19 protein-coding genes are annotated in these 23502 nt (G+C 63.3%); 7 read left to right on the top strand and 12 right to left on the bottom strand.

Translation table 11 applies throughout. The features are described 5' to 3' along the window. A complete protein-coding gene (locus ACLIKD_RS13670; protein WP_428825509.1) occupies window positions 1-1182 on the top strand; it encodes an acetate/propionate family kinase in 1182 nt (393 codons plus the stop codon). An 82-nt stretch (window positions 1183-1264) separates the two neighbouring features. Here the strand turns inward: ACLIKD_RS13670 and ACLIKD_RS13675 are convergent, their stop codons facing one another. From ACLIKD_RS13675 to ACLIKD_RS13725, 11 genes are all read right to left on the bottom strand, one after another. Then, window positions 1265-2770, bottom strand: coding sequence for an aldehyde dehydrogenase family protein (locus ACLIKD_RS13675; RefSeq protein WP_428825510.1), 1506 nt, complete (start codon window positions 2768-2770; stop codon window positions 1265-1267). 81 nt (window positions 2771-2851) lie between these two features. Then, window positions 2852-3817 carry a WD40/YVTN/BNR-like repeat-containing protein gene (locus ACLIKD_RS13680; RefSeq protein ID WP_428828347.1) on the bottom strand — a complete coding sequence of 322 codons (966 nt, stop codon included), beginning with the start codon at window positions 3815-3817 and terminating at the stop codon, window positions 2852-2854. Window positions 3818-3837: 20 nt separating this feature from the next. Continuing rightward, window positions 3838-6210 (bottom strand): efflux RND transporter permease subunit, encoded by a 2373-nt coding sequence (locus tag ACLIKD_RS13685; RefSeq protein WP_428825511.1) that lies wholly within the window; start codon window positions 6208-6210, stop codon window positions 3838-3840. Window positions 6211-6310: 100 nt separating this feature from the next. Then, complete coding sequence (locus ACLIKD_RS13690) at window positions 6311-8092, bottom strand: DUF1302 domain-containing protein (RefSeq protein WP_428825512.1); 1782 nt, start codon at window positions 8090-8092, stop codon at window positions 6311-6313. A gap of 32 nt (window positions 8093-8124) precedes the next feature. Beyond that, on the bottom strand, window positions 8125-9495 hold the full coding sequence (locus ACLIKD_RS13695; protein ID WP_226416774.1) for a DUF1329 domain-containing protein: 1371 nt from the start codon (window positions 9493-9495) through the stop codon (window positions 8125-8127). A 55-nt stretch (window positions 9496-9550) separates the two neighbouring features. Beyond that, entirely contained in the window at window positions 9551-9982 is a 432-nt protein-coding gene (locus ACLIKD_RS13700) for a c-type cytochrome (protein WP_226416775.1), read from the bottom strand. A 3-nt stretch (window positions 9983-9985) separates the two neighbouring features. After that, the gene (locus ACLIKD_RS13705) at window positions 9986-10444 is read right to left on the bottom strand and encodes a c-type cytochrome (protein WP_428825513.1); all 459 of its coding nucleotides are present in this window, start codon (window positions 10442-10444) and stop codon (window positions 9986-9988) included. A gap of 4 nt (window positions 10445-10448) precedes the next feature. After that, window positions 10449-10976, bottom strand: a complete 528-nt coding sequence (locus ACLIKD_RS13710; RefSeq protein ID WP_226416777.1) for a methylamine dehydrogenase light chain — start codon at window positions 10974-10976, stop codon at window positions 10449-10451. 27 nt (window positions 10977-11003) lie between these two features. Further along, the gene (gene mauD, locus ACLIKD_RS13715) at window positions 11004-11594 is read right to left on the bottom strand and encodes a methylamine dehydrogenase accessory protein MauD (protein WP_428825514.1); all 591 of its coding nucleotides are present in this window, start codon (window positions 11592-11594) and stop codon (window positions 11004-11006) included. A gap of 10 nt (window positions 11595-11604) precedes the next feature. Further along, entirely contained in the window at window positions 11605-12156 is a 552-nt protein-coding gene (locus ACLIKD_RS13720; protein ID WP_428825515.1) for a MauE/DoxX family redox-associated membrane protein, read from the bottom strand. Then, on the bottom strand, window positions 12156-13301 hold the full coding sequence (locus ACLIKD_RS13725) for an amine dehydrogenase large subunit (RefSeq protein WP_428825516.1): 1146 nt from the start codon (window positions 13299-13301) through the stop codon (window positions 12156-12158). Before ACLIKD_RS13725 ends, ACLIKD_RS13720 begins: the two co-directional genes overlap by 1 nt. A gap of 645 nt (window positions 13302-13946) precedes the next feature. On the opposite strand from ACLIKD_RS13725, the gene ACLIKD_RS13730 reads away from it, so the two are divergent. Both ACLIKD_RS13730 and ACLIKD_RS13735 read left to right on the top strand, forming a co-directional pair. Then, window positions 13947-14924: a helix-turn-helix domain-containing protein gene (locus ACLIKD_RS13730; RefSeq protein WP_428825517.1), complete on the top strand. Its 978-nt coding sequence runs from the start codon at window positions 13947-13949 to the stop codon at window positions 14922-14924. Between the two features lie 405 nt (window positions 14925-15329). Beyond that, entirely contained in the window at window positions 15330-18236 is a 2907-nt protein-coding gene (locus tag ACLIKD_RS13735; RefSeq protein WP_226416782.1) for an adenosylcobalamin-dependent ribonucleoside-diphosphate reductase, read from the top strand. Between the two features lie 224 nt (window positions 18237-18460). On the opposite strand, the gene ACLIKD_RS13740 is transcribed toward ACLIKD_RS13735, so the two are convergent. Further along, window positions 18461-19237 (bottom strand): SDR family NAD(P)-dependent oxidoreductase, encoded by a 777-nt coding sequence (locus ACLIKD_RS13740; RefSeq protein WP_428825518.1) that lies wholly within the window; start codon window positions 19235-19237, stop codon window positions 18461-18463. A 355-nt stretch (window positions 19238-19592) separates the two neighbouring features. Here ACLIKD_RS13740 and ACLIKD_RS13745 point away from each other — a divergent pair, with 355 nt between their 5' ends. The 4 genes from ACLIKD_RS13745 to ACLIKD_RS13760 are packed head-to-tail and all read left to right on the top strand — an operon-like array spanning window position 19593 to window position 23470. Then, window positions 19593-20219 (top strand): TetR/AcrR family transcriptional regulator, encoded by a 627-nt coding sequence (locus ACLIKD_RS13745; protein ID WP_226416806.1) that lies wholly within the window; start codon window positions 19593-19595, stop codon window positions 20217-20219. 41 nt (window positions 20220-20260) lie between these two features. Beyond that, window positions 20261-22285, top strand: a complete 2025-nt coding sequence (locus tag ACLIKD_RS13750; RefSeq protein WP_428825519.1) for a hydantoinase/oxoprolinase family protein — start codon at window positions 20261-20263, stop codon at window positions 22283-22285. After that, window positions 22286-22615, top strand: coding sequence for an acetone carboxylase subunit gamma (locus ACLIKD_RS13755; RefSeq protein WP_226471408.1), 330 nt, complete (start codon window positions 22286-22288; stop codon window positions 22613-22615). Between the two features lie 9 nt (window positions 22616-22624). After that, a complete protein-coding gene (locus tag ACLIKD_RS13760) occupies window positions 22625-23470 on the top strand; it encodes a hypothetical protein (RefSeq protein WP_428825520.1) in 846 nt (281 codons plus the stop codon). Window positions 23471-23502: the final 32 nt, after the last annotated feature.

Consider the following 23502-nt stretch of genomic DNA (forward strand, 5'->3'; position numbering starts at 1 on the left):
ATGAAACAAGGCATTCTGACGATCAACGCTGGATCGTCCTCGATCAAATTCGCCCTCTTTTCCCTCGCCCACCCGATTTCGCCGGAAGCCGAAGTATCCGGCCAGATCGACGGGATCGGCACCGAGGCGACCAAGATGGTCGCCAAGAACAAGGCCGGCCAGCGCATTGCCGACCAGTTGCTGGACGGCCGGCAGGTCAGCCATACCCAGGCTTTCGACGCGCTGCTCAAGTGGTTCACCGCCAGCCACGCCGACTGGGAAATAGTCGCCGTCGGCCACCGCGTCGTGCATGGCGGCGAGCGTTATTCGCAGCCGACGATCATCGACGATACCGTCCTCGGCCACCTGACCAGCTTCGTGCCACTCGCCCCGCTGCACCAGCCGCACAACGTCGCCGGCATCATCGCGCTGCAGGCCCTGCTGCCGAACGTGCCGCAGGTCGCCTGTTTCGACACCGCCTTCCATCGCAGCCAGCCGGGCGTCGCCCAGACCTTCGGCCTGCCGCGCAGCCTGACCGCCGAAGGCATCAAGCGCTACGGCTTCCATGGCCTGTCCTACGAGTACATCGCCCGCGCCCTGCCGCAGCACTCCGGCCGGGCCACCGGCCGCGTCGTCGTCGCCCACCTCGGCAACGGCGCCAGCATGGCGGCCATGGTCAATCGCAAGTGCGTCGCGACGACACTCGGCTTCTCGACCATCGACGGCCTGGTGATGGGCACCCGCTGCGGCAATCTCGATCCGGGCGTCATCCTGCACCTGATGGAAACCAAGAACCTCTCGGTCAAGGACATGACCAAGATGCTCTACAAGGAATCCGGCCTGCTCGGCGTTTCCGGCATCAGCCAGGACATGCGCACGCTGCTCGCCAGCGACAAGCCGGAAGCGCAGGAAGCGGTCGATCTGTTCTGCTACCGCATCGCCCGCGAACTCGGCTCGCTGGCCGCCGGGGCCGGCGGCCTCGATGCGCTGGTGTTCACTGGCGGCATCGGCGAGCACGCCGCCGAAGTCCGCCGCCGCGTCTGCCTGCAGTCCGAGTGGCTGGGTATCCGCCTCAATCCGGAAGCCAACGCCCGCCACGACCTGCACATCAGCGCCGGCAACAGCAGTGTCGACGTGCTGGTCATTCCGACCAACGAAGAATGGATGATGGCCCACCACGCGCAGACGCTGCTCGCGCTGTAACGACCAAGGCGCCGTTGCGACGCTGCAAAAAAAGGCCCGGCGAGCAATCGCCGGGCCTTTTTTTCGTCGGCGTGGCAGCCGCTCAGACCATCATCAGCACCGATTTCTGTTCCAGATAGGCATCGAGCGCCGAGCGCCCCATCTCCTTGCCGAAACCGGACTGCTTGTAGCCGCCGAAAGGCAGCGCCGGGTCGAGCATGTTGTGGCAATTGACCCAGACAGTGCCCGACTTGATCTTCGGGATCAGCCGATGTACCCGGGACAGGTCGTTCGACCAGATGCTGGCACCCAGACCGAACGGCGTGTCGTTGGCCAGCGCCGCCACCTCGTCGAGATCGTCGTAGGGCATGGCGACGACCACCGGGCCGAAGATTTCCTCCTGGACGACGCGGGCCTTCTGATCCACCTTGGCCAGCACCGTCGGCTTGACGAAGTAGCCGAGATCGCCCGAACGGCCGCCGCCGGCGACGACTTCCGCCCCCTGCTGGCGGCCGATGTCGATGTAGGAACAGACCCGTTCCATCTGCTCGCGCGAGACCAGCGGCCCGAGCTGGGTCAGCGGGTCGAGGCCGTGGCCGATCTTCAGCGCATTGGCGTGGTCGGCCAGATCGGCGACGACGCGCTCGAAATTCTTCTTGTGCACATAAAGCCGCGAACCGGCGCAACAGACCTGGCCCTGATTGAAGTAGATGGCCTGCGCCGCGCCCGCCGCGGCAACCGCCGGATCGCAGTCTTCGAGGACGATGACCGGCGACTTGCCGCCCAGTTCGAGGGTGATGCGGGTCATGTTGTCCATCGCCGCCTTACCGATCAGCTTGCCGATCTCGGTCGAACCGGTGAAGGTCAGCTTGTTGACGCCGGGGTGGCGGGTCAGCGGGGCGCCGGCCGACGGCCCGTCGCCGGTGACGACATTGACCACGCCGTCCGGATAGCCGGCTTCCTGGATCAACTGGCCAAGGTAAAGCGCCGACAGCGGCGTCTGCTCGGCCGGCTTGAGCACCACGGTGCAACCGGTGGCGAGGGCCGGGCCGAGCTTCCAGGCGGCGAGCAGCAGCGGGAAGTTCCAGGCGACGATGGCGCCGACGACGCCGACCGGCTCCTTGCGGGTGTAGCCGACAAACTCGTTGTGCGGCGCGAAGGGAATCGACACGTCGAGCGTGCTGCCTTCGATCTTGGTCGCCCAGCCGGCCATGTAGCGGAAATAGCTGGCGGCCAGCGCGACATCGACGGCCTCGGCGATCAGCACCGACTTGCCGTTGTCGAGCGATTCGATCTCGGCCAGCGTCTTGGCGTGTTCCTCGACCAGTTCGGCCAAGCGCAGCAGCAGGCGCTGCCGCTGGTCCGGACGCATCTTGGCCCAGGCCGGCGCGACGAAGGCCCGGCGAGCCGCCTGCACCGCCGCGTCGATATCTTCGACGCCGGCCGCCGGCACGCTGCCGAGCACCGCCTCGCTGGCCGGGTTGACGACCTCGATAGTTTGCCCCGAACGGGCGGCCACCCATTTGCCATCGATCAGCATGGCGTGGTTTTGCCGGGCCAGAAATTCAAGGGTCCGGCTGTTCACTTGTGGATTCTCGGTTGCTTTCATTGTTTGTCTCCTTTTATGGTTTACATCTTGCGCAGCCGGCCTGACGGGCACTCCGCCAGGACTGCGGCCGCCGCCCAACAACTAAAACGATTCGCGGAACAAGGCACCCAGCGCGGTGAATAGCAGGTCGCCGCCGGCCGCCTGGGCAATGGCGGTGAGCCCGGCGCGATCCGGGCGCAGGCTGGCCGAGAAATGCTGGCCGCCATCCTTGCTGAGCAATGACGCGCCGCTCAGACCGACGATCCGCACGCTGCCATCCGGGCGCTGGCTGATGCCGGTCAGCGATTGCTGGGTGCCGCTCGGCACTTCCGCCCAATGCTCGCCGTGATCGACGCTGCGATAGACGTGGCCGCGCATGCCGGCCATCAGCACGCTGCCGTCGGCCAGCGCGGCGCCGGTCCAGAAGGAACCCTTGTTGTCGGTCTGGATGGCGACCCAGTGGGCGCCGGCATCGACCGAACGAAGAATGCTGCCGGCTTCGCCGGCCACCAGCAGCACCCCGTTGCCGACCGGGGCCAGGTGCAGCAAGTGTCCTTCGCCGGCCTCGCCGGCAACCAGGCTGCGCTCGGTCCAGGTCTTGCCGCCATCATGGGTTTCCAGGGCTAGGCCGAACTGGCCGACGGCCAGCCCATGCTCGGCGTTCTCGAACCAGACTGACATCAATACCTGATCCTGGCCGCGCATTTCGCGCAGCACCAGCCAGTTTTCGCCGCCATCGCTGCTGCCGAGCACCGTCCCGTCGTGACCGACGGCCCAACCGCGGTGCTCATCGACAAAGAACACCGAGGTCAGCGGCGCCCGGGTCGGCACCTTGGCCTGGCGGAAAGTCTTGCCGTCGTCCGACAGGTTGATCAGGCCGTAGTCGCCGACTGCGACGATGCGCTGGCCGGCCATCGTCGCCGCATAGATCGGCGCTTTCTCCGGATTGACCAGGTGCGGGGCGCTGCTGAAATAGCTGGCGGCCGGCGCCTGGCCGACGCCGGTGGCGGCGACCAGCGGTACTGCGACAACGGCGGCGAGGGACAGCAGCAGTGCGTTGAATTTCATCTTCACGATCGATACTCCGTTCAGTGGCCGATGGCCGGCGCCTTGACCGGGCCGCGCCGGGGAAAGCGGTAGTCGAGCTTGACGGCGAAGGCCGGCAGCACGGTGATCGCCATCAGCATGTTCACCATGAACATGAAGGTCAGCAGGATGCCCATGTCGGCCTGGAACTTGAGTTCCGAGAAGCTCCAGGTAGCGACGCCGACCGACAGCGTGATGGCGGTAAAGATGGTCGCCACGCCGACTTCGCGCAGCGCGCCTTCGAGCGCCTCCTTCATGGCTTCGCCGCGCGCCAGATGGATCAGCAGGCGGTTGTAGATGTAGAAGGCGTAATCGACGCCGATGCCGGTGGCCAGCACCATCACCGGCAAGGTGGCGACGGTCAGCCCGATATCCAGGCTCTTCATGAACCAGTAGCCGAGGAAGGTGGCCAGCGTCAGCGGCAGGCAGCAAGCCAGCATGGCCCGCCAGTCGCGGTAGGCAAGGAGCACCAGAATGATGATCGCGGCATAGACGTAGAGCATCATCGGCAGCTCGCGCGCCTCGACCTCCTCGTTCGTCGCGGCAAGCACGCCGACATTGCCGGACGCCAGGCGCACCGTCATGCCGAGCGATTCCGGGTTGTAGCGCAGGCGGAAATCCTTGACCGCATGGATGGCCGGCTCGATGGTCGTCGCCTTGTGGTCGGCCAGGTAAATATTGGCCGCCATCATCGTGCACGCCCGGTTGAACAGGCCGCCGGCTTCCGGCAGGTAGCCGATGGCGACCTGCAGGGCCTTGGTATCGCGTGGCACCGCGGCCATTTTCGGATTGCCTTCGTTGAGGCCGGCATTGGCGAACTTGGCCAGTCCGGACAGCGACTGCACCGACAGCACGCCGGGCACCTGGCCCATGTACTGACTGAACTGGTCGATGTAGTTGAGCACCTCGAAGTTGTTGCAGGAATCGTTCGGCGTCTCGAAGACCACGGTCAGCACGTCCATGCCGAGATCGAAGCGCTTGACGATGTTGCCGACGTCCTGGTTGTAGCGCGACTCGGGGCGCAGTTCCGGCGCCCCGGGCTGCAGCGCGCCGATATGCCGGCCGTGGCTTTGCCAGACGGCGAGGCCGAGCAGGATTACGGCGGAAACGAGGACCAGGCGGGCGTGGTTGATGTCGGCGATGAAGCCGAGCCGCTGGATCAGCAGGCCGCGCTTGTTCTGGATGGCTTCGAGATGCAGGGCGTATTTCTGCGAGAAGCGGAAGAAGGAAGCGGCGACCGGCAGCATGATCAGGTTGGTGATGATCTTGTAGCCGACGCCGATCGAGGCGGCGATGCCGAGTTCGCGGATCATCGGAATCGGGATCATGACCAGCGTGATGAAGCCGACGAAGGCGGTGACCAGCGCCAGCGTGCCGGGTATGAACAGGCTGGAGAAGCTTTCGCGGGCGGCCGATATGGAGTCCGCCCCCGCCGCCACCGCCTTGGAAATGGCGTTGATCTGTTGCACGCCGTGCGAGACGCCGATGGCGAAGACCAGGAAAGGGACCAGGATGGCCAGCGGATCAAGACCGAAGCCGAGCAGGGTCAGCGTGCCGAACTGCCAGACCACGGAAACCATCGAGCAGAAGATCGGCAACAACGTCAGCAGCACCGAGCGGCAGTACCAATAGACGGCCAGCGCGGTGAGCAGCGTGGCCAGCGCGAAAAAGCCGGCGACGCCCTTGGCACCGTCGGCGATATCGCCGATCTGCTTGGCGAAGCCGACGATCTCGATTTCGTGTTCGGGCGTTTCCAGCTTGCCGCGAATGTCCCTCTCCAGCTTGTCGGCCAGCGCCAGGTAATCGAGCTGTTCGTGCGTCCCGGGATCTTCTTCCAGCAGGTCGGCGACGATCATCGCGGCGCTGCCGTCGTTGGCCACCAGACTACCGGTGTAGCCGCCGCGCCCGGCCCGGTCGCGGATGACGTCGATCTTGGCGGCGTCGAGCGCCTCCGGCGTCACCGTGCCGCCGATCACGTCCTCGGCCTGAAAGCCCTCCTCGGTCAGTTCATAAACCCGGGTATTCGGCGTCCACAGCGATTGCACCGAGCGCCGGTCGACGCCGGGCAGGTAGAGCACGGCCTCGGTGACTTCGTGCAGCTTCTTCAGCGAAGCCGGCGTCCAGATATTGCCGTCGCGGGCCCGGACGACAACCATGATGCGGTTGGAGCCGAAAAGCTGGGTGCGGTATTTGAAAAAGGTATCGGTGTATTCATGGCCGATCGGCAACTGCTTGTCGAAACCGGCCGACATGTGCAGGCGCGAGGCGAGGACGCCCATGGCGACGGTGAGGACCAGCAGAACCAGCAGGGTCGCTGCCCGATAACGGAAGAAGAAATCCTCCAGGCGCTTTACGAAACCAACGATGCTCGACATCGAATTAAACCTCTAATGAGCTGCTGCAAGGCCGAAATGGCGGTGCAGAGGGCGGACGGCCCCGGGTCCGGGAAGAACCGGGACCGCCCGGTAGTACCAATCAGAAAGCGTAGGAAACGGTTGCGGTAGCCACGTCGCGATCGCGCAGCACGTTCAGGTTGCCCCCTCCGAAGAAGGTGCTGTAGCCGACCCCGACCTTCCACTGGTTGTGGTAATCGAAGGTCACGCCCAGCGCCACCGCCTTGCGTCCTTCGACGAAGGGGATGGTGTTCGGGCTGGTGCCCTTGACGTCGTGGTAGAAGTCGACGATCGGCGTCGCCGTCCAGCCGGAGCCGAAGACGTTGGCGTAGGTCAGACTGACTTCGGCGACATAGCCCCAGGACGTCTTGTTCGGCATGGCGTAGTTGTTGAGCAGGTAAGGCACCGCGCCGGACAGATCGAGATCCGGGTAATGCGTCACCGCCACTTCGAACAGGAAGGCACCATCCGCCGCTCCGAGGAAGCGGGTGATTTCGTTGGGCAGCCAGGTGAAGGCGGTGGTGTGGGCCTGGAACTTCTTCTCCCCAACGTAGCCTTTGGCCGAGGCAGTCGTCGTGAAGTTGTTGGAGAGCGCCGCCAGGTTGTATTCCTGCTTCGATTTCGAACCGCTGGCCAGCGGCACCGTCGGGTCGATCGCCACGCTGTCCTTCGGCCGGTAGGAGAGCTCGGCGCCGAAGGCCCAGTCGCCGACCTTGGTGTTCATCGACAGGCCGAACAGGTCGAGATCCTGGCCGTACTGCTCGACGGCGGTCAGCTGCAGAACGTTGGCCGCGCCATTGACCTTGAAGCCGACGAAGGGCAGCTTGTCGTGGTAGCGGATGTAGTAGGCCGCGTACTCGGTATCGCCGCCGGCCGGCTTGTAGCGCATGTTGAGGCCGTACTGGCCGCCCGAGCTGGGCTTCTCGCGTTCGGTCGGGACCACCCCGGCCCCGCCATTGGCCTGGCTGATCGAATCGAGCGTCCGGCCGCGCGTCGGATCGTAGTCGCCGGTACCGCCGACCCCCAGGCTGGACGGATAGTAGGCGCCGCGCCGGCCGCCCTTGCCGAGAAAGTCGGCGGTCGACCAGTAACTGCCTGCCGGATCGAGCTTGAAGCTGTTCCAGGCGAACTGGTAATAGCCTTCCATCGAGACGCCGGGCAGGACTGCCGTGTTCAGCGAGATCATCGGCGCCGGAATCAGGATTTCCTTGACCTGGGTACCGGGGATGTGGGCCTTGCGGACATCGAAGGCGTGAATCGAGTTGATCCCGCCCATGATGAAGATGTCTTCGCCCCAGTTGATCACCTGATTGCCGACCTTCAGTTTGGCCGAATTGCCGACCCAGTTGAAGTCCTTGGAAACCCACAGGTCGAGCAGCGAAACATCCTGGCGCAGGGCCTTCTTGGCATCGTCGTCGAGCGGCGTGCGGTCGGTATGGATGGCCGCGAAGTCGGATGACCAGGTCACCCGGCCGAGCGCCGCCCAGTTGCCGCGCTCGCCCAACGACAGTTCATGAGTGCCCTTGAGGACGGCGGAAACGATGTCGCCCTTCTTGTAGTTCAGGTTGCCGTCATCGATGTTGGAGTAGTTGAAGTCGCCAATCGACGTCGCGGCATTGCCATTGACCCGTTGCCCCATCTCGCCGGAAATCGGCGAGCTGCCGCCGGAGTCGTTGCCGATGATCGAACGGTCCGTCGATTGCATGCGGCGCTGGATGCCGAAGCTCAGCGTCGAATCGAGGCTGCCGCTGACGCCGTTGACGAGATCGAACTTGAAGGCCTGGGCCGGGCTGGCCAGCCCCAGGCCAAGCGCGGCAATCGCCAGGGCCGCCGGAGTGCGGCGGATGGATGTCGTGATCTGCATGAAATTCCCCTCTTATTTATGCGCTGGAACGATCAGCGGTCGCCGGCCCGACGCAGCTCGTCGGATTCGAAGCGCTTGGCGTCAATACGACCTTCCTGTCCGGCCAGCCAGTCGGTCGGCTTGCTTTCCTGGGTGGCGTTTTCGGCCATGTAGCGATTGACCGTCAGATCCCAGGACATGAATTCCTGGCTGACGCAGGCACCGAGTTCGACGGCCGGATAGAGCGAAGCCTCCATGACGCGCCACAGCTTGCCCTGGGCGTCGTACTGGTCGGCGGCGAGGATCATCCAGGTGTCTTCATCGATGTAGAAGGTGCGCTTGGCGAACATGTGACGCATGCCCTGCTTGACCGTCGCCTCGACCTTCCAGACGCGGTGCAGCTCATAACGCATCAGGTCACGCTTGGGGAATTGCCCCTCGTAGATCTCCTTGATCGGACGTTTGGCGACCAGCTTGAAGCTGTTGTACGGCACGACCATTTCCTGCTTGCCGACCAGCTTCCAGTCGTAGCGGTCGAGCGCCCCGGCGAACATCGGGTACTGGTCGGCCGTTTCGAGGTTCTCGTAACCGGGGATCGGGTTGTCGTACTCGAAGGCCGGCAGGCGGCGGACGCGGCGCTGGCCGGGGAAATACATCCAGGCATCGTTGGACTTGCCGAGGAAGTAGTGCGCCAGGATGATTTCGCCGGTCCGCGAGGCCGGCGCGGTAGCCAGGTTGAGCAGCTTCATCTGGACGCCGCCGACATCCTCGATCGACTTTGCCTTGGCCGAAGCGAACGGGGTCATCACCACCTGATCCTGGGCCAGACCGTAGAAGCTGCCGTCCGGGTTGATGAAGTTGGTCTGGTAATACTCGAAGCGCCCTTCACCCTGCCAGCGCAGGCGATGGTTCCAGACCGCCTCGGCGCCGTTTTTCGGGATGGCGAAGGGGAAGCCGCCGCCGACCGCCTGGGCCAGGTTGTCCTTGCCGTCGGCGCTCAGCTTGGCGCTGGTTGCATTGACCTTGGTCTGACCATAGACCGAATCCGGATAGCCGCAGCTGCGATGCGTCGGATAGACATCCATCCGGTAGCCCTTGCGGTTCTTGATCAGTTCGATCTGGCCGGCCGAGAGCTTGTCCTTGTACTTGTCGACATTGCTCGCCTCGATCGAATAGAGCGGCTTGTCGGCGGCGAACGGATCAACGCGGGGATCGCTCAGCTTGTGCTTGCCCTTGGCCAGGCCGCCTTCCCATTTCGGAATACTGCCGTCCTTGTTGCCGGCCCGTTCGGCGCCGACCGGCGTCAGATCCTTGCCCAATTGCGCCGCTTCCGGCTCGCTGACCGCCGCGCCAGCCTGGGCGGAAAAGCCGATCAACCCGATGATCAGGGCGGAAATCGGCATCACTCTGTTGGTCTTGCTCATTTTTGATTCCCTTTTCTCGAAATGCATCAATCACCCCAACGCTCACCGACCGGAATCAGTCGATGGCGATTCCCTGCGCCTGCAAATACTTGATGATTCCGGCGCGCACACCCGGCACATCGGCCAGCGGACTGGCCCGCAACTGCGCCACTTCCGGCATCGTGTAAGGCGCCGTATTGGCCGGCACCTCGTCCTTGCTGAAAGTCTTCAGTATCCAGTTCATCAACTCGGCCACTTCGCCGTTGCTCAGCGCCGAATGCGCGGTACCCGGGACCTGGATCAGGAACTCCCGGCCGCCTTCGGCCTTGAGAAAATGACCGAGCGCGCCGCGCATGTTGGGCACCCCGGCCCCCGGGCTGCCCGAGCCATCCTGGCCATGGCAGCCGGAGCAATGCAGCATGAAGTTGAGGCGCGGCGAGCCGGCATCGGCCGCCCAGGCCTGCGCGGCGAGCAGTGCAAAAACGAACAACAAGGCCTGTTTGCGCATGGCCTAGCCTCCTGCGGCAGCCGGCAGGCGGCTGCGCTGTTTATGGGTTTCATTTGGCGTGCCCGGCGTCTGGCGCGAGCTGGCCACGAAGGCCGGCGTCAGCCAGCCGAGATCGGCGACGCCCTCGTAGGTCTTGAGGATGTGGCCGAGCACGCTGGCCAGTTCGGCATCGGACAGCGCGGCGAAGGACGGCATGTTGCCGGTATAGCGCACGCCATCGACGGTGATGCTGCCGACCATGCCGGTCAGCGGAACGCGGGCCAGATAGGCCCGGCCTTCCGGGCTGCCGGCATGGCGGCCGATGTTGCCGGCGAGCGGCGGCGCGATGCCAGGCGCCCCCACCGCTCCGATCTGGTGGCAGGCGACGCAGTGGGTGGCGTACAGCCCGGCCCCCGCCTGGTCGTCGGCCCACAGGGGAGCCGCGGCCAGGCTGACGAGGGCGGCAGCAAGCAGTTGGCGCATGGTTCTAGCCCCGTTGCTCGCCAACGCCGACGATGGCGGCGACGGTACAGTGGTAGGCGTTGCTGCCGTTGGCCATACACCAGTTGATGTCGTTATGGACCCCGAGGCGATAGCCCGGCCGCTCCCGCTCGTTGCGGTTGCAGCCGCAACGGCCGCACATCGTGACGCCGCAACAGTCGTTGTAGCTGATCAGGTAATCCTTGCCGTCGGCCGGATTGCGGCAGGTGCCGACCCAGGTCACCTTCGACACCTCGGTGCCCGGCGGGCAGCTCGAAATGGTGCCGCCACAGCAGGTGCAGAGGAAACCGTCGAGAGCGCAGTAACGCCAGTAATCGCAGCTCTCGTCGTCCTCACTCGCCTTCTTGGCCTCGCCGGCCTGGGCGGTCGGCATCATCCGGTCGAAAGGCAGCACCGGCAGGATAAAGGCGGTGCCGACGAAGAGCTTGCCGACCTTGACCAGCGCGCTGCGCCGGGAGGCCGACTGGGCGACGCGACGGGTCTTGCGCTCAAAGAAATCATCTAGCCATTTCACGTTATTGCTCCTTGCGGTGAGGGTCGATCAGGCGCGCTGATCGATGAATTCCTGGATCGAGGCCACACCGGCCTCCTTGGCGGCGAACAGGCTTTCCAGCTGTTCGCGGGAATTGACCAGGCCCTTGCCGCGGATGCGGCCGTCTTCGCCGATCAGCACCGCATAGGGCAGCTTGGCGATGCGGTAGGTCATGCCGAGATCGGTGGACAAGGCGTAGGGGAAGCTCTTCAGATCGGCCTTGCGGTAGAACTCGGCGTGTTCCGGCAGATCGCCGTCGCTGGCCAGCGCCACGTCGAGCCAGCCCTTCTCGGCGCCCTGGATCGACTTGAGGACCGGCAGCAGCTTCTTGCACACCGGGCAGGTCGGCGAGAGGAAGAAGAGCAGCTGGCTGCGGCCGGTGTTGCCGCCGACGCTCAGCTTGCCGCCGCCGAGCGAATCGAGCGTGAAGGCTGGCGCGACTTCACCGACCTTCGGTCCCTGATCCATCATCAGGGCGCCCATCGGGGCGACGCGTTCGTAGAGGATGCCGATCTGGCGAGCCAGGGCGAGCACGACGACGACCAGGGCGAGGACGACGCCCCAGAGAAAGACATTGGAGACCAGCAGTGCTTCGTTCATGGCATTTCCTTTATTTGCGGACGGCCAGCGCCAGCGGGGCGTTGGTCATCAATTGATTGGCAGAGACGTAGATTCCGACCAGGGCAAGGACCGCGCCGCCGACCGTCAGGTAATCGGCCCAGACCAGCGGCCGGCCGGCACTTTCCTGCATGGCCAGCCCGACCATCGCCATCAGCAGCCCGTTGCGGACGACCAGCGCCCACGACAACGGCTGGCCGGACAGGCCGCCGCAGCCGCAATCGATCCGGGTATGGCCGCGCAGCAGGTTGATGCCGACCGCCGAGGTGACGACCAGCAGCAGGGCCAGCGCCAGCAGGCCGCCGATGAAGGCGGTATCGGGGAAGAGCAGCAGGCCGCCGGCCGCCAGTTCGACCAGCGGCAGCAGCCCGGCGACCAGCGGGGTCAGACGCTCGGGGAGCAGGCGATAGTTGTCGACCGCGCCGGCGAAGACGACCGGATCCTTCAGCTTGTGCCAGGCCCCGACCAGCAGGACGACCGAGAGCGTCGCCCCGAGAGCGCGGGTGATCACCGGGTCGGCGATGAATGCGAGGAGGGCGTCCATCACTGCACTTCCAGCTGGGTCGGCGTGTCGCCGAAGCCGGCCGCACTGCGCACCGGCTTCAGCTTGCGACCGCCGTCGAAAGCAGCAATCCCGGCGATCGCCGTATCAAAGGCAAACAGCCGCGGCGCCTCGCCCTGGCTGACCACCAGGCCGGTGGCCGGGATGGTCTTGCTGCGCGAAACGCGGGTTTTCGCGGCCAGGTCATAGACCCAGATCTCCTTCGCCGCTTCCTTGTGACTGCCTTCGTAGCCTTTCGGGTGCATGCCGACATACAAGGTGCCGCTGGCCTGATGCAGCGCGACCGGCTGATAGCCGCCGGGACGCCAGCCCTTTTTCACCTCGGCGGCCGTGCCGAGCGACCAGAAGGCGCCGGGAACGGCCGTTTCGCCGCCAACATTGACCGAGACGGCGTTGCCCTTGAATGAGACGAAATGGTAGGTATCGCCTTCCTGGGCGGCCGAGACGAACAGCGCGTCGCCGTCCGGATCGAAGAATTTCGCGCTCTTCTTCTTGCTGACCGGATTGCCGTCGTTGTCGAGCGAAACGGTGAGCATGGTCCCGTCGCCGCACAGCGTCGCGAAGCGATTGGCCGTCTGGGCGGGGTAGACGACGTAGCAGCCGGGCGTCTGGACTTCGGCGACCTGCTTGCCGGTATGCCGGTTGACGATGCTGACCGAGGTCGCCGGCGTCGCGTTCTGGACGATGATGAAACGCCCGTCGGCCGTCGTCCGCAGCGTGCCGCGATACGGCAGGGCCTGGGCATGGCGGGCGGTGTAGGGAATCTCTTCCTTGAGCGCCATGGTCTTGGCGTCATAGACGAGGATTTCCTCGATCCGCTCGCCGCGGTTCAGCTTGCTGTAATAGGTCGTCACCACGTAGATCTCGCTGCGATCCGGCGACAGCGTGGTCTGGGCGAACAGCCCGGTGGACAGCATGCCTTCGACTTTCAGGGTGCGCCCATCGATCACCGTCAGCTTGCCGTCGGCCATGTGCGGCAGCACCACGTCGGTGTAGTACAGGCGATAGGGATGAGCCGGCGCCAGCTTGGCGACGGTGATTTCGTCCACCGGCAACTCGGCATGGGCGGGTAATGCACCGCCCAGCGCTGCCAGCAGGGAAAAAAGAACTGCTCTCTTGGGTATCACCAGCGACCTCCTTTTGTTCTCGAATCGGGACCGTTACCGAATCGAAAAAACGATCCGGCCGATGGGTCAAATTGTTGTCGCTGGAGGCAACGAGGCGTTATCCGAAATCGGAACTTAAAGACTCGGCGGCGGCTGGCGAGTATCCGAAATCGGAAAAGTCGACATTTTCCCGATCAAAACATTGACCTGGCGCAAAGTCGGCGCGCCCTGGCCATGCTTGAAAAACGAAGCGCCGGGCAGCGACCCGTCGCCGCTCGTGCACCGCCGAGCGGCGGCGACCGGCCGGCCCCGAAAAAAACTGGCATGGCTTGTGCTGAAAAGAACAGGTACCGGGCCAGCCGCAAAGCCGACCCGCTGAACAAATAGTGACAAGCCGTTGATTCATAACCGATACATGCAAATATTTTTTCGATCCAGCATGTCAGAAACGGTGCATTGCGCCACAACGATGCACCAATCCGACACAGAACCGGGAGGCGAAATCCGCAGCGTAGCGTTGCCGGATAGCCGCAATCGGAAAAAACACTTTGTCACTAATCGAAATCGATTCCACTAAACGAAATATCTGGACTATCCTTAAGGGCATAGTTGCCATTCCGCAAAGCGGATGCGGCACATGGGCCCGATGACTGAAAGAGTGTGCGTATGCCGCAAACCGCCGCCTCAAGCTATTCATTTCAAAATCGCACGACACGCGATTCAGATGAACACGCCGAAGCCCTGCAGGACTGGGATCAGGTTTACGACCAGCTGTCGCCGGGCAACTTCGAAGGCAAGGTCGTCGACCTGCACTTCAAGGGCTTGCAGATCTTTCGCGAAACCACCAACCGTTCGGTATCGCAGCACGGCAGTTCCTGGGACGGCTGTTTTGTCGTCGGCATTCCGATCAGCATGAACGGCACCGGCCTGTTTTCGAAACAGGTGCTGACCCGCGACTCGATGCTGACCTTTCACAGCGACCAGGAGTTCTCGCTGACCACGCCGGAGGGCTTTGACGTGGTGGCCGTCGCCATCCCCGAGGCGACGCTGCTCGAGGCGATGAATCCGGATTCCCAGGACCAGTTGCGACACGTTTTCCCGAAATCGCCGACCGTGATGGTGACCGCCCAGGGGCAGCTCGACGAATTGCGCAATTGCCTGCTGTCGATTTTCGACCCGGCCAGTTTCGAGCCGGCCCTGTTGCGCTATCCGCAGGTGCAACGGGCCATGAGCTCGGCGATCATCGGCCACCTGGCCGAAGTACTGCACGCGGCAAGCCATGCGCCGCTGCCCAACCGCTCCTTCCGCGGCCGCTGCCAGGTGGTCAAGGAAGCGACCCACTACGCGCTCTCCCACACCGCCGAGCCGATTACCGTTGCCGATCTGTGCCAGAAACTGAATATCAGCCGGCGCATGCTCAACTATTGCTTCCAGGATGCCCTGGCAACCAACCCGGTGCACTATCTGCGCTCGTTGCGCCTGAACGGCGTGCGCCGGGATCTGCGCCAGCCGCTGCCGGCTCATACCCAGATCCGCGACATTGCCGGCAAATGGGGTTTCTGGCATCTGCCGCGCTTTGCCGCGGAATACCGCGCCCTGTTCGGCGAATTGCCCTCGGAAACCGCCCGCAACTGCCGGCACTGAGTCGGCACCGGCCGCGCCCTGCCCGGCGGCCGAAATTCCCGGCCGATCGCGAGCGATTCGGCTGGCGATGCAACCAATTCCGGCACTCCGTTGTCCACGGAAAACCGGCTAGCGCATAGCCGGAATGGCGGCTCGCCGACGGTGCTCGCCAGCCTCGTCGAAAGCCAGCCGCGAGCGCTTTTTTCGACCTCGGAAAAATTAACTTTTTCTCTCTTTTTTGCGCCACAGGCGCACTGGAGCTTTGTTTTTTTTAGGCTTTTCAGGGACATGACAGAGAGCTTGCCGCAACGGCACAGAACCCCGTATCTAGTCAACGGATTGTATTGACCTACTAGATATAGTAGATTGCTCGTCATTCGAAAAACTAACTAGCCTGATTATCAATGCCATGCTGAGGAGCAAAATATGAGCCCGGTAGCCGAACAACTCTCCCTGACCGACATTCCCGCCGCACCGCAATTCGCCCCCCTGCAAGAGCAGGAAATCTCCGGCGAAGTGCTGATCGAAAAATACGCAAAAGGCAAGGAAACCAATGTTCACGACGTGCGCAAGCGCGTTGCCTGGGCACTGGCACAAGTCGAGCAGGAGAAGGATCGGGCGCACTGGGAAAACCGCTTCCTGTGGGCCCAGGAAAACGGCTTCATTCCGGCCGGCCGGATCAACTCCGCCGCCGGTACCGATCTGCAGGCGACGCTGATCAACTGCTTCGTCCAGCCGGTCGGCGACTCCATCGTCGAAGACACCGACGGCAAGCCGGGCATCTACACCGCGCTGGCCCAGGCCGCTGAAACGATGCGCCGTGGCGGCGGCGTCGGCTACGACTTCTCGTCGATCCGGCCGCAAGGCGCCCGCGTCAAGGGCACCCAGTCGCGCGCTTCCGGCCCGGTCTCCTATATGCGGGTCTTCGACCGCTCCTGCGAAACCGTCGAATCGGCCGGTGCCCGCCGTGGCGCCCAGATGGGCGTGCTGCGCTGCGACCACCCGGATATCGAAGTCTTCATCCACGCCAAGGACAAGGGCGATCTGTCCAACTTCAATATTTCCATCGGCGTCACCGATGCCTTCATGGAAGCCGTCGATGCCGACACCGATGTCGAACTGACCCACCGCGCCGAACCGAATGGCGAAATGAAGTCGGCCGGCGCCTACCAGCGCGACGACGGCTTGTGGACCTACCGCAAGGTACGCGCCCGCGATCTGTGGGACCAGGTGATGAAGTCCACCTACGACCACGCCGAGCCGGGCATCCTGTTCCTCGACCGGATGAACAAGGACAACAACCTCAATTACTGCGAAGTCATCGAGGCGACCAACCCTTGCGCCGAACAGCCGCTGCCGCCGTATGGCTGCTGCTGCCTGGGTTCGATCAACCTCACGCTGTTCGTGACGCACGCCTTCTCCGAGCAGGCCGAGTTCGACTTCGACGGTTTTGCCGAAGCCGTCCGCGTCTCGACCCGGATGCTCGACAACGTGCTGGAAGCCACCCACTGGCCGCTCGAACGCCAGCAGCAGGAAGCCGCCAACAAGCGCCGCATCGGCCTCGGCTTCACCGGCCTGGGCGATGCGCTGGCCATGCTGCGCCTGCGCTACGACAAGCCGGAAGCCCGTGCCATGGCGACCCGCATCACCGAGCACATGCGCGACACCGCCTATCTGTACTCGGTCGAGATGGCCAAGGAACGCGGTGCCTTCCCGCTGTTCAATGCCGAGCTCTACCTGTCCGGCGGCAACTTCGCTTCGCGCCTGCCGACCGACATCAAGGCTGAAATCCGCAAGCACGGCCTGCGCAACTCGCACCTCCTGTCGATCGCGCCGACCGGCACCATTTCGCTGGCCTTCGCCGACAATGCCTCGAACGGCATCGAACCGCCCTTCTCCTGGACCTACACCCGCAAAAAACGCATGCCGGACGGCACGCTGAAAGAGTACTCGGTCGAGGACTACGCCTGGCGCCTGTACAAGCACCAGGGCGGCGATGTCAGCAAGCTGCCGGACTTCTTCGTCACGGCGCTGGAAATCTCCGCTGCGGCCCACAAGGACATGGTCGCCGCCGTCGCCCCGTACATCGACACCGCCATCTCGAAGACGGTTAACGTGCCCGGCGACTACCCCTACGAAGACTTCCAGGACCTCTACATGAGCGCCTGGAAATCCGGCCTCAAGGGTCTGGCCACCTACCGGCCGAACAGCATTCTCGGCTCCGTGCTCTCCGTCACGACGCCCGAGCCGAGCACCGCCGAGTCTGCCGCCGCCGACGCCGCCAAGTCGCCGCAGGATTTCGTCTCCGACGCCAACCGCCGCCTGTCGATCAAGAACCTGCCGGCCCCGGTGCTCGCCAGCCTGCGCTGGCCGGGCCGCCCGAACCTGCCGGAAGGCAACCTGTGCTGGACCTACATGGTCGACTCACCGATCGGCAAGTTCGCGCTGTTCGTCGGCCACGTCGAACCGGAAGGCCGCGCCTGGCCCTTCGAAGTCTGGGCCAACGGCCCGGCCGAACCGCGCGGTCTCGGTGCCGTCGCCAAGACGCTGTCGATGGACATGCGCGCCAACGACCACGGCTGGCTGGAAATGAAGCTCGACGCGCTGGCCAAGACGCCGGGCGACGCCTTCGACATGCACATGCCGCCGCACGGCGAGCGCAAGCGCATGCCGTCCGTCGTTTCCGCCATGGCCCAGGTCATCCGCTGGCGTTGCGAGCAGCTCGGCGCGCTCCAGCACGAAGGCCCGACACCGGTGAAGGACGCCCTGTTCAGCACCAAGGAACCGAAGACCGGCACCGACGGCACGCTGTCCTGGACGGTGGACGTCAGCAACGCCTCGACCGGCGAAGACTTCGTCCTCGGCCTCAAGGAAATCACGCTGCCGGACGGCGTCACCCGCCCCTACTCGATGTGGCTGTCCGGCAACTACCCGCGCGCCCTCGACGGCCTGTCCAAGCTCCTGTCGCTCGACATGCGCGTCCTCGATCCGGCCTGGATCGGCATGAAGCTGCGCAAGCTGCTCGACTACTCCGAGCCGTTCGGCGACTTCATGGCCTTCGTCCCGGGTTCGCGCAAGCAGCAGACCTATCCGTCTACCGTCGCCTACATCGCCCAGCTGATCATCCACCGCTACGCGATGCTCGGCATCCTCGACGAAGCCGGCTTCCCGCTGCAGCAGATGGGCATCCTCGAAGCGCCGGAAGACAGCAGCAGCAACAAGGTGCACCCGACCCAGGGCAAGCTGTGCAGCGAATGCGGCAATCACACGATGATCCGCAAGGATGGCTGCGACTTCTGCACCGCCTGCGGCGCGGTGGGTAGCTGCGGCTAAACCGGAAGCACGATGCATCGCCCGCGAAAAACGGGTGACAGCATGAGTTGCAATAAACCAAGAAGCCCCGGGATCAACGATCCCGGGGCTTCTTTTTTGAGCAAGATTCTGCTCAGACAAACCAGACAAACTTCAGGACGGGCTTGACGCTACCGTTCAACGCTATTTAAACGGCATTCCCGAGGGAGAGTGGCGCGTCCGAACTCTCATTCCCGGCACATTGATCAGACGGCCGTAAAGCCGCCGTCAATGATCAGATGGGTTCCGGTGACGAAGCTGGATTCATCGGATGCCAGGTAGAGGATGCCGTTGGCAATGTCGATCGGTTTGCCGATCCGGCCGATCGGATGGAGGGCGGTGAAGGCCTCAATGGCCTGCTCTTCGGATGCGCCGGTGGCCAACATGGCCATTTCCCTGCCGGCCTTGGTATCGACCAAGCCCGGGTGAATCGAGTTAACGCGAATCTGATAGCCCTTTTGCCCGGAATACACCGCGGCGGATTTGGATAGCATGTGGATGCCCGCCTTGGCGGCGCAATATGCCGCCAGGTTGGGCGCGCCGGAGAAGGCGGCCACGGAACTGACATTGACGATGCTGCCGCCGCCGGTTGTCTTCATCCACTTGATGGCGAGTTGGGTACCAAGAAAGGTGGCATCAAGGTTGATCGACATGATCCGCCGCCATTCTGCGAAGGTGACGGTCTCGATGTCGTTGTAGGTTCCCCCGCCGGCATTGTTGACCAGAATATCCAGCTTGCTCGTCCGGCCTTTGATGGTGGCGAAGACCTCATCCCAGGCCTCGGGAGAACTCACGTCGTGATGCAGATACTCGGCCTTGCCGCCCGCTGCGGCGATCTCCGCAACGACCTCCCGGCCGCCGCCGTCGTCGATGTCCGTCAGCCAGACGGTAGCTCCTTCGGCGGCCAGGAGCTTTGCCGTTTCGCGCCCCAAGCCATTGGCGGCACCGGTAATCAGGATGGTCTTGCCAGCAACTCTGTTCATCTAACTTCTCCTCTGTTTTGGTTTTAAGGATGGGCCTTGAGAACGATCAATCCGCTCCGGGTTGGCCTGTGCTCGCCCCAAGATTGTGACTTACCGAAAAGTATATAGAACAATCGTTCTTTTTCAAATCCATCGGAAATATTTTTTGCTTAATTTTAAATAACGATTTAAAACAATAGCTTACATAGCAATTTGTTTTCTTACAAAATATTTACGCTTTGGTGTTGACAAGAAAGTTTTGTCAAATAAAATGCGAAACAGAACGACTGTTCTAGTCGGAATTAGGCAGTCAAGGTTTGTGCTCAAGGCTGGATGTCAGGCCGGGGCGAAAACAATTTTTGTATGAAAGTGAAATATGGGAACCGTCAAAGAAAGTGCCGTCGATCTGGAAAAGGAAAAGCCGGGGCGCCGAGAGGAGCTTTTGCAGGCTGCCTTGGATCTCTTTTCCGAGAATGGCTTCGAGGGAACCTCGATTCGGGATATCGCCAAAACGCTGGGGGTGAGCGTCTCGGTGGTCTATCACTACTTCCAGAACAAGGAGGGCCTCTGGTCGGAGATTCTTGAATACTCGATCAAGGCTCTGCCGGGCAAACTCGAAGCCGCCCTGGCTGGCGGCGGTCACGCCCTGGAACGATTTCGTCGCCTGTTGCGGGCCCACCTTGTGGCTTCGGCCGATTACCACAAGGAATCAAAAATGTTCCTGATCAGCCACGATCGCATGTCGGTGGATGGCGACAAGGCCAGCAAGGAAATCCAGAAACGGATTCTCGGCATTTACGTACGCATCCTCGACGAACTGAAGCAGGAAGGGTGGGTGAAGACCGGCAGCACCAAGATTCTGGCCTTCAACATCCTCGGCGTCGTGAATTGGCAGCTCCGCTGGTATCGCCCGGATGGCCCGCTCGATAGCGAACAAATCTATGACGAAATGATCACCTTCATCCTCTACGGGGCAGTAGGAGTGCCGCCAGGACGCAGTTGAACGAGTTGAACCCGAAAAAAATCATAAAGGAGACAATGTGTATGGGCTTTACAGTCGATATCGATACAGGCGGCACTTTTACCGATGGCTTCATCACCCGGGGTGATCAATTCCGGACGGTCAAAACCCCCACCACGCCACATGATCTGACCGTTTGTTTCATGGAATGCATCAAGGAATCCGCCAAGGCCTTCGCAGTACCTTTGGGCGACTTTCTTTATGACACGGATATCATCCGGTTTTCCAACACCATCGGTACCAACTCGATCATCCAGCGCGATGGTCCAAAGATCGGCCTGATTGTCACTGCCGGTTTTGAAGGGCTGTGCCCGACCCATGCCAGCGATGGCAAGCGGCCCGTGGTCGAGGCCAGCATGGTGGCGGCGATCAACGAGGAAACCAGCGAAGCGGGTGTCGTTCACCGGGTTCCGGAACGAGACCAGGTCCTCGCCGCCGCGCAGTCGCTGATTGACCGGGGGGCCCGCTGCCTGGTCATCGCGCTCAATCACGCCGACGTCAATTCGGAGAACGAGCGCGTGGTCCGGGAAAGCATCAAGCGGGAATATCCCCGCGACTATCTCGGTTCGGTGCCGGTATTCCTCAGCAGCGATATCGTTCAGCGCCCCGGCTATCAGGAGCGCATCAATACCGCATCGCTCAATGCCTACATTCACGGCAAGCTGACCCGCCTGCTCTACAAGGCGGGAGAAGATCTGCGGCGGCAGCAGTATCGCGGTCACCTGTTCATCGGTCACAACAACGGTGCGGTTGCCCGTGTGGCGAAAACCCGGGCGATCAATACCTACAACTCCGGGCCGGCCGCCGGCTTGCTGGGCGCCAAGGAAATCGGGGCGCTTTACGGGGCGCGCTGCGTCATGTCGGGCGACATGGGGGGCACCTCCTTCGATATCGGCTTCGTGGTGGATGGCGAACCGAGCTATGCGCTGCGTCCGGACGTCGAAGGCTTCGGTTGCAACCTGCCGATGCTGGCTATTCGCGCCCTGGGCGCAGGCGGCGGGTCGATTGCCGAGGTAGTCAATGGCGTTTTGCGGGTTGGTCCGCAGTCCGCCGGCGCCTTGCCCGGCCCGGCCTGCTTCGGCCTGGGTGGCAAGCGGGCGACGGTGACGGATGCCAATCTCTTGCTGGGCTGGCTCGATCCGGACTATTTCCTGGGTGGGAGCAAGAAACTTGATCGCGAAAAAGCGAGCGCGGCGATTGAGCAGGACGTCGCCAAGCCACTCGGGATTTCCGTTGAGGAAGCCGCCTGGCTGATCAAGGAAACGGTCGAGGCCGATGTCGGTCGCGAACTCAGCGACCTGCGCAAGGACATGGGCCCGCACCCCGACCCGCTGCTGGTCGTCTATGGCGGTGCCGGTCCGCTGCATAGCTGCGCCATCGCCCAGGCCTCCGGCATTTCGACCCTGGTCGTCACCCCCTTCTCCGCCGTGTTCTCGGCATATTCATCGTCGCTGATGAATGTCGGCCACCTTTACTACCGGCGCCTGGATCTGCCTTTGCACAGCCATGCCGACCTGTCTCTGGTCGACAAGGCCGTCGGCGAACTGCGCCAACGGGCCGAGGCCGACATGCGCGGCGAAGGCTTTTCCGCCGCCAGCATTACCTGGGAGCTGGAGTTGATCGTCCGCTCGGCGGCCGGCAGCGAGGCCAAGATAGCGGCCCCGGTCGATTTTCACCATAGCCCTGAAGGACTCCAGGCTGTGCGCGAAAAAGCCACGGCCTTGCTCGGCCCGGCCGGGGATTTGCCACTGACGCTGTGCACCCTGGGGCTCTTTGGCAAGGCGCCGGTAGCCCATTACCTGCCACGCGAAGTGCCGGCCGCCGAGGCACCGGTACATGCCGCCCGGCGCGGCCAGCGCCAAGTCAGCCTGCATCGCCAAGGCCCGGCCATTGCCCTTGATGTTTATGACCGGGACCTGCTCGGCAACGGTCACCAGGTGTCGGGGCCGGTCATCGTCGAATCCCGGCAAACCACCATGGTGATCCCGCAAGGCTGGTCGCTGAAGGTGGATCGCTACGACAACGCTCTGATCGAAAGGATGCATTAAATGAAGGTCAGGATCACCGAATATCTGGATATCGATCTGACTCGCGAAAAATGGCACTGCCATTCCTGCGGCCAGGAGTTGACCGATGCAACGAACAACTACAAACACGGATGTCTGGTCGCTGAGATTCCCATGGAGACAGCGCACCCGCCGCTGACCGAGTCGACCTTCTCCTTCACCCCGGACCCGGATTTCTGCCGCCTTCTCGAGTTCTATTGCCCGGGCTGCGGAACCACGCTGGAGAACGAGTATCTCCCGCCCGGCCACCCGATCACCCATGACATCGAACTGGACGTCGCGGCGCTCAAGGCCCGCCACGGTGTCCGCTAGGGAGAACCGGTGAGTTACTTTCGGACAATTTCCCTGGGCGAGATTCCCGAGCGGGCGATCTGGTTGCCGTTTCTGGATACCCTCGCCGCCCAGGTTGAAGGCTGCGACGTGCCGACGCTGCTTGGCGATGCGACGCGCTGGGCCAACGCCCTGCCGCGCATTGCCAAGCTGGTCGAGGCCAAGGTCGTGGCCGTCGGGTTTCTCAACGAGCATTGCCTGGAGGCGTTCTCCGCCATCCCCGACGAACCGTGGCGTCACGACAGCTTGGCTGCCTTGCTCGAATGTATCCGCCGGCTGGCTGAAACCATCCGCCCGGCAAGGGAGCTGGCGGTCGCCCTGCCCGGACCGGCGCGCATTTGTCGCAGTCTCGGCTGGCCCTTGGACCGGGCATCCCTGGATCGCATCAAGCCCGGCCTGATGAAGCTGCTGGAAATGGCCTGCGAGTGCCGGCCGGATCTGGTCGTCATCGACGAGTCGGGCGAGCCGGATGCCCTCCTGGCCACGCCGGACTATCGGCGGATCTGCAGCACGCTGAAGAATGTCACCGAGTATTTCGGCATTCCTCTCGGCCTGCGGGTTGCCGGCTATGACGACGGGGCGGTAACGATCCGGGCCCTGCGCGCCCTGCGCCTGGATCACCTGCTGCTCGGCCAGTCGGCGACGGGATACCCCCCGCTGGCCGAGGCCCTGGCTGCGGCCGCCGGTCAGGGCTGGCAAAGCCTGGGCCTGCCTCTGGCAGACCCGGACAAGGCAATCGCCCTGCCGCGATCGAACCCTGCCGGCTACTGGTGCTCCCCCGACCAGGAAACCGATCTGGAGCTGGCACGCAAGACAGGACAGGCCCTGGCGGCCTGATCGACGAACGATATCAAGGCAGCTCGGAGCGT

Origin of the sequence: Azonexus sp. IMCC34842, assembly GCF_050368855.1 — a bacterium.
Classification (GTDB): domain Bacteria; phylum Pseudomonadota; class Gammaproteobacteria; order Burkholderiales; family Rhodocyclaceae; genus Azonexus; species Azonexus denitrificans_A.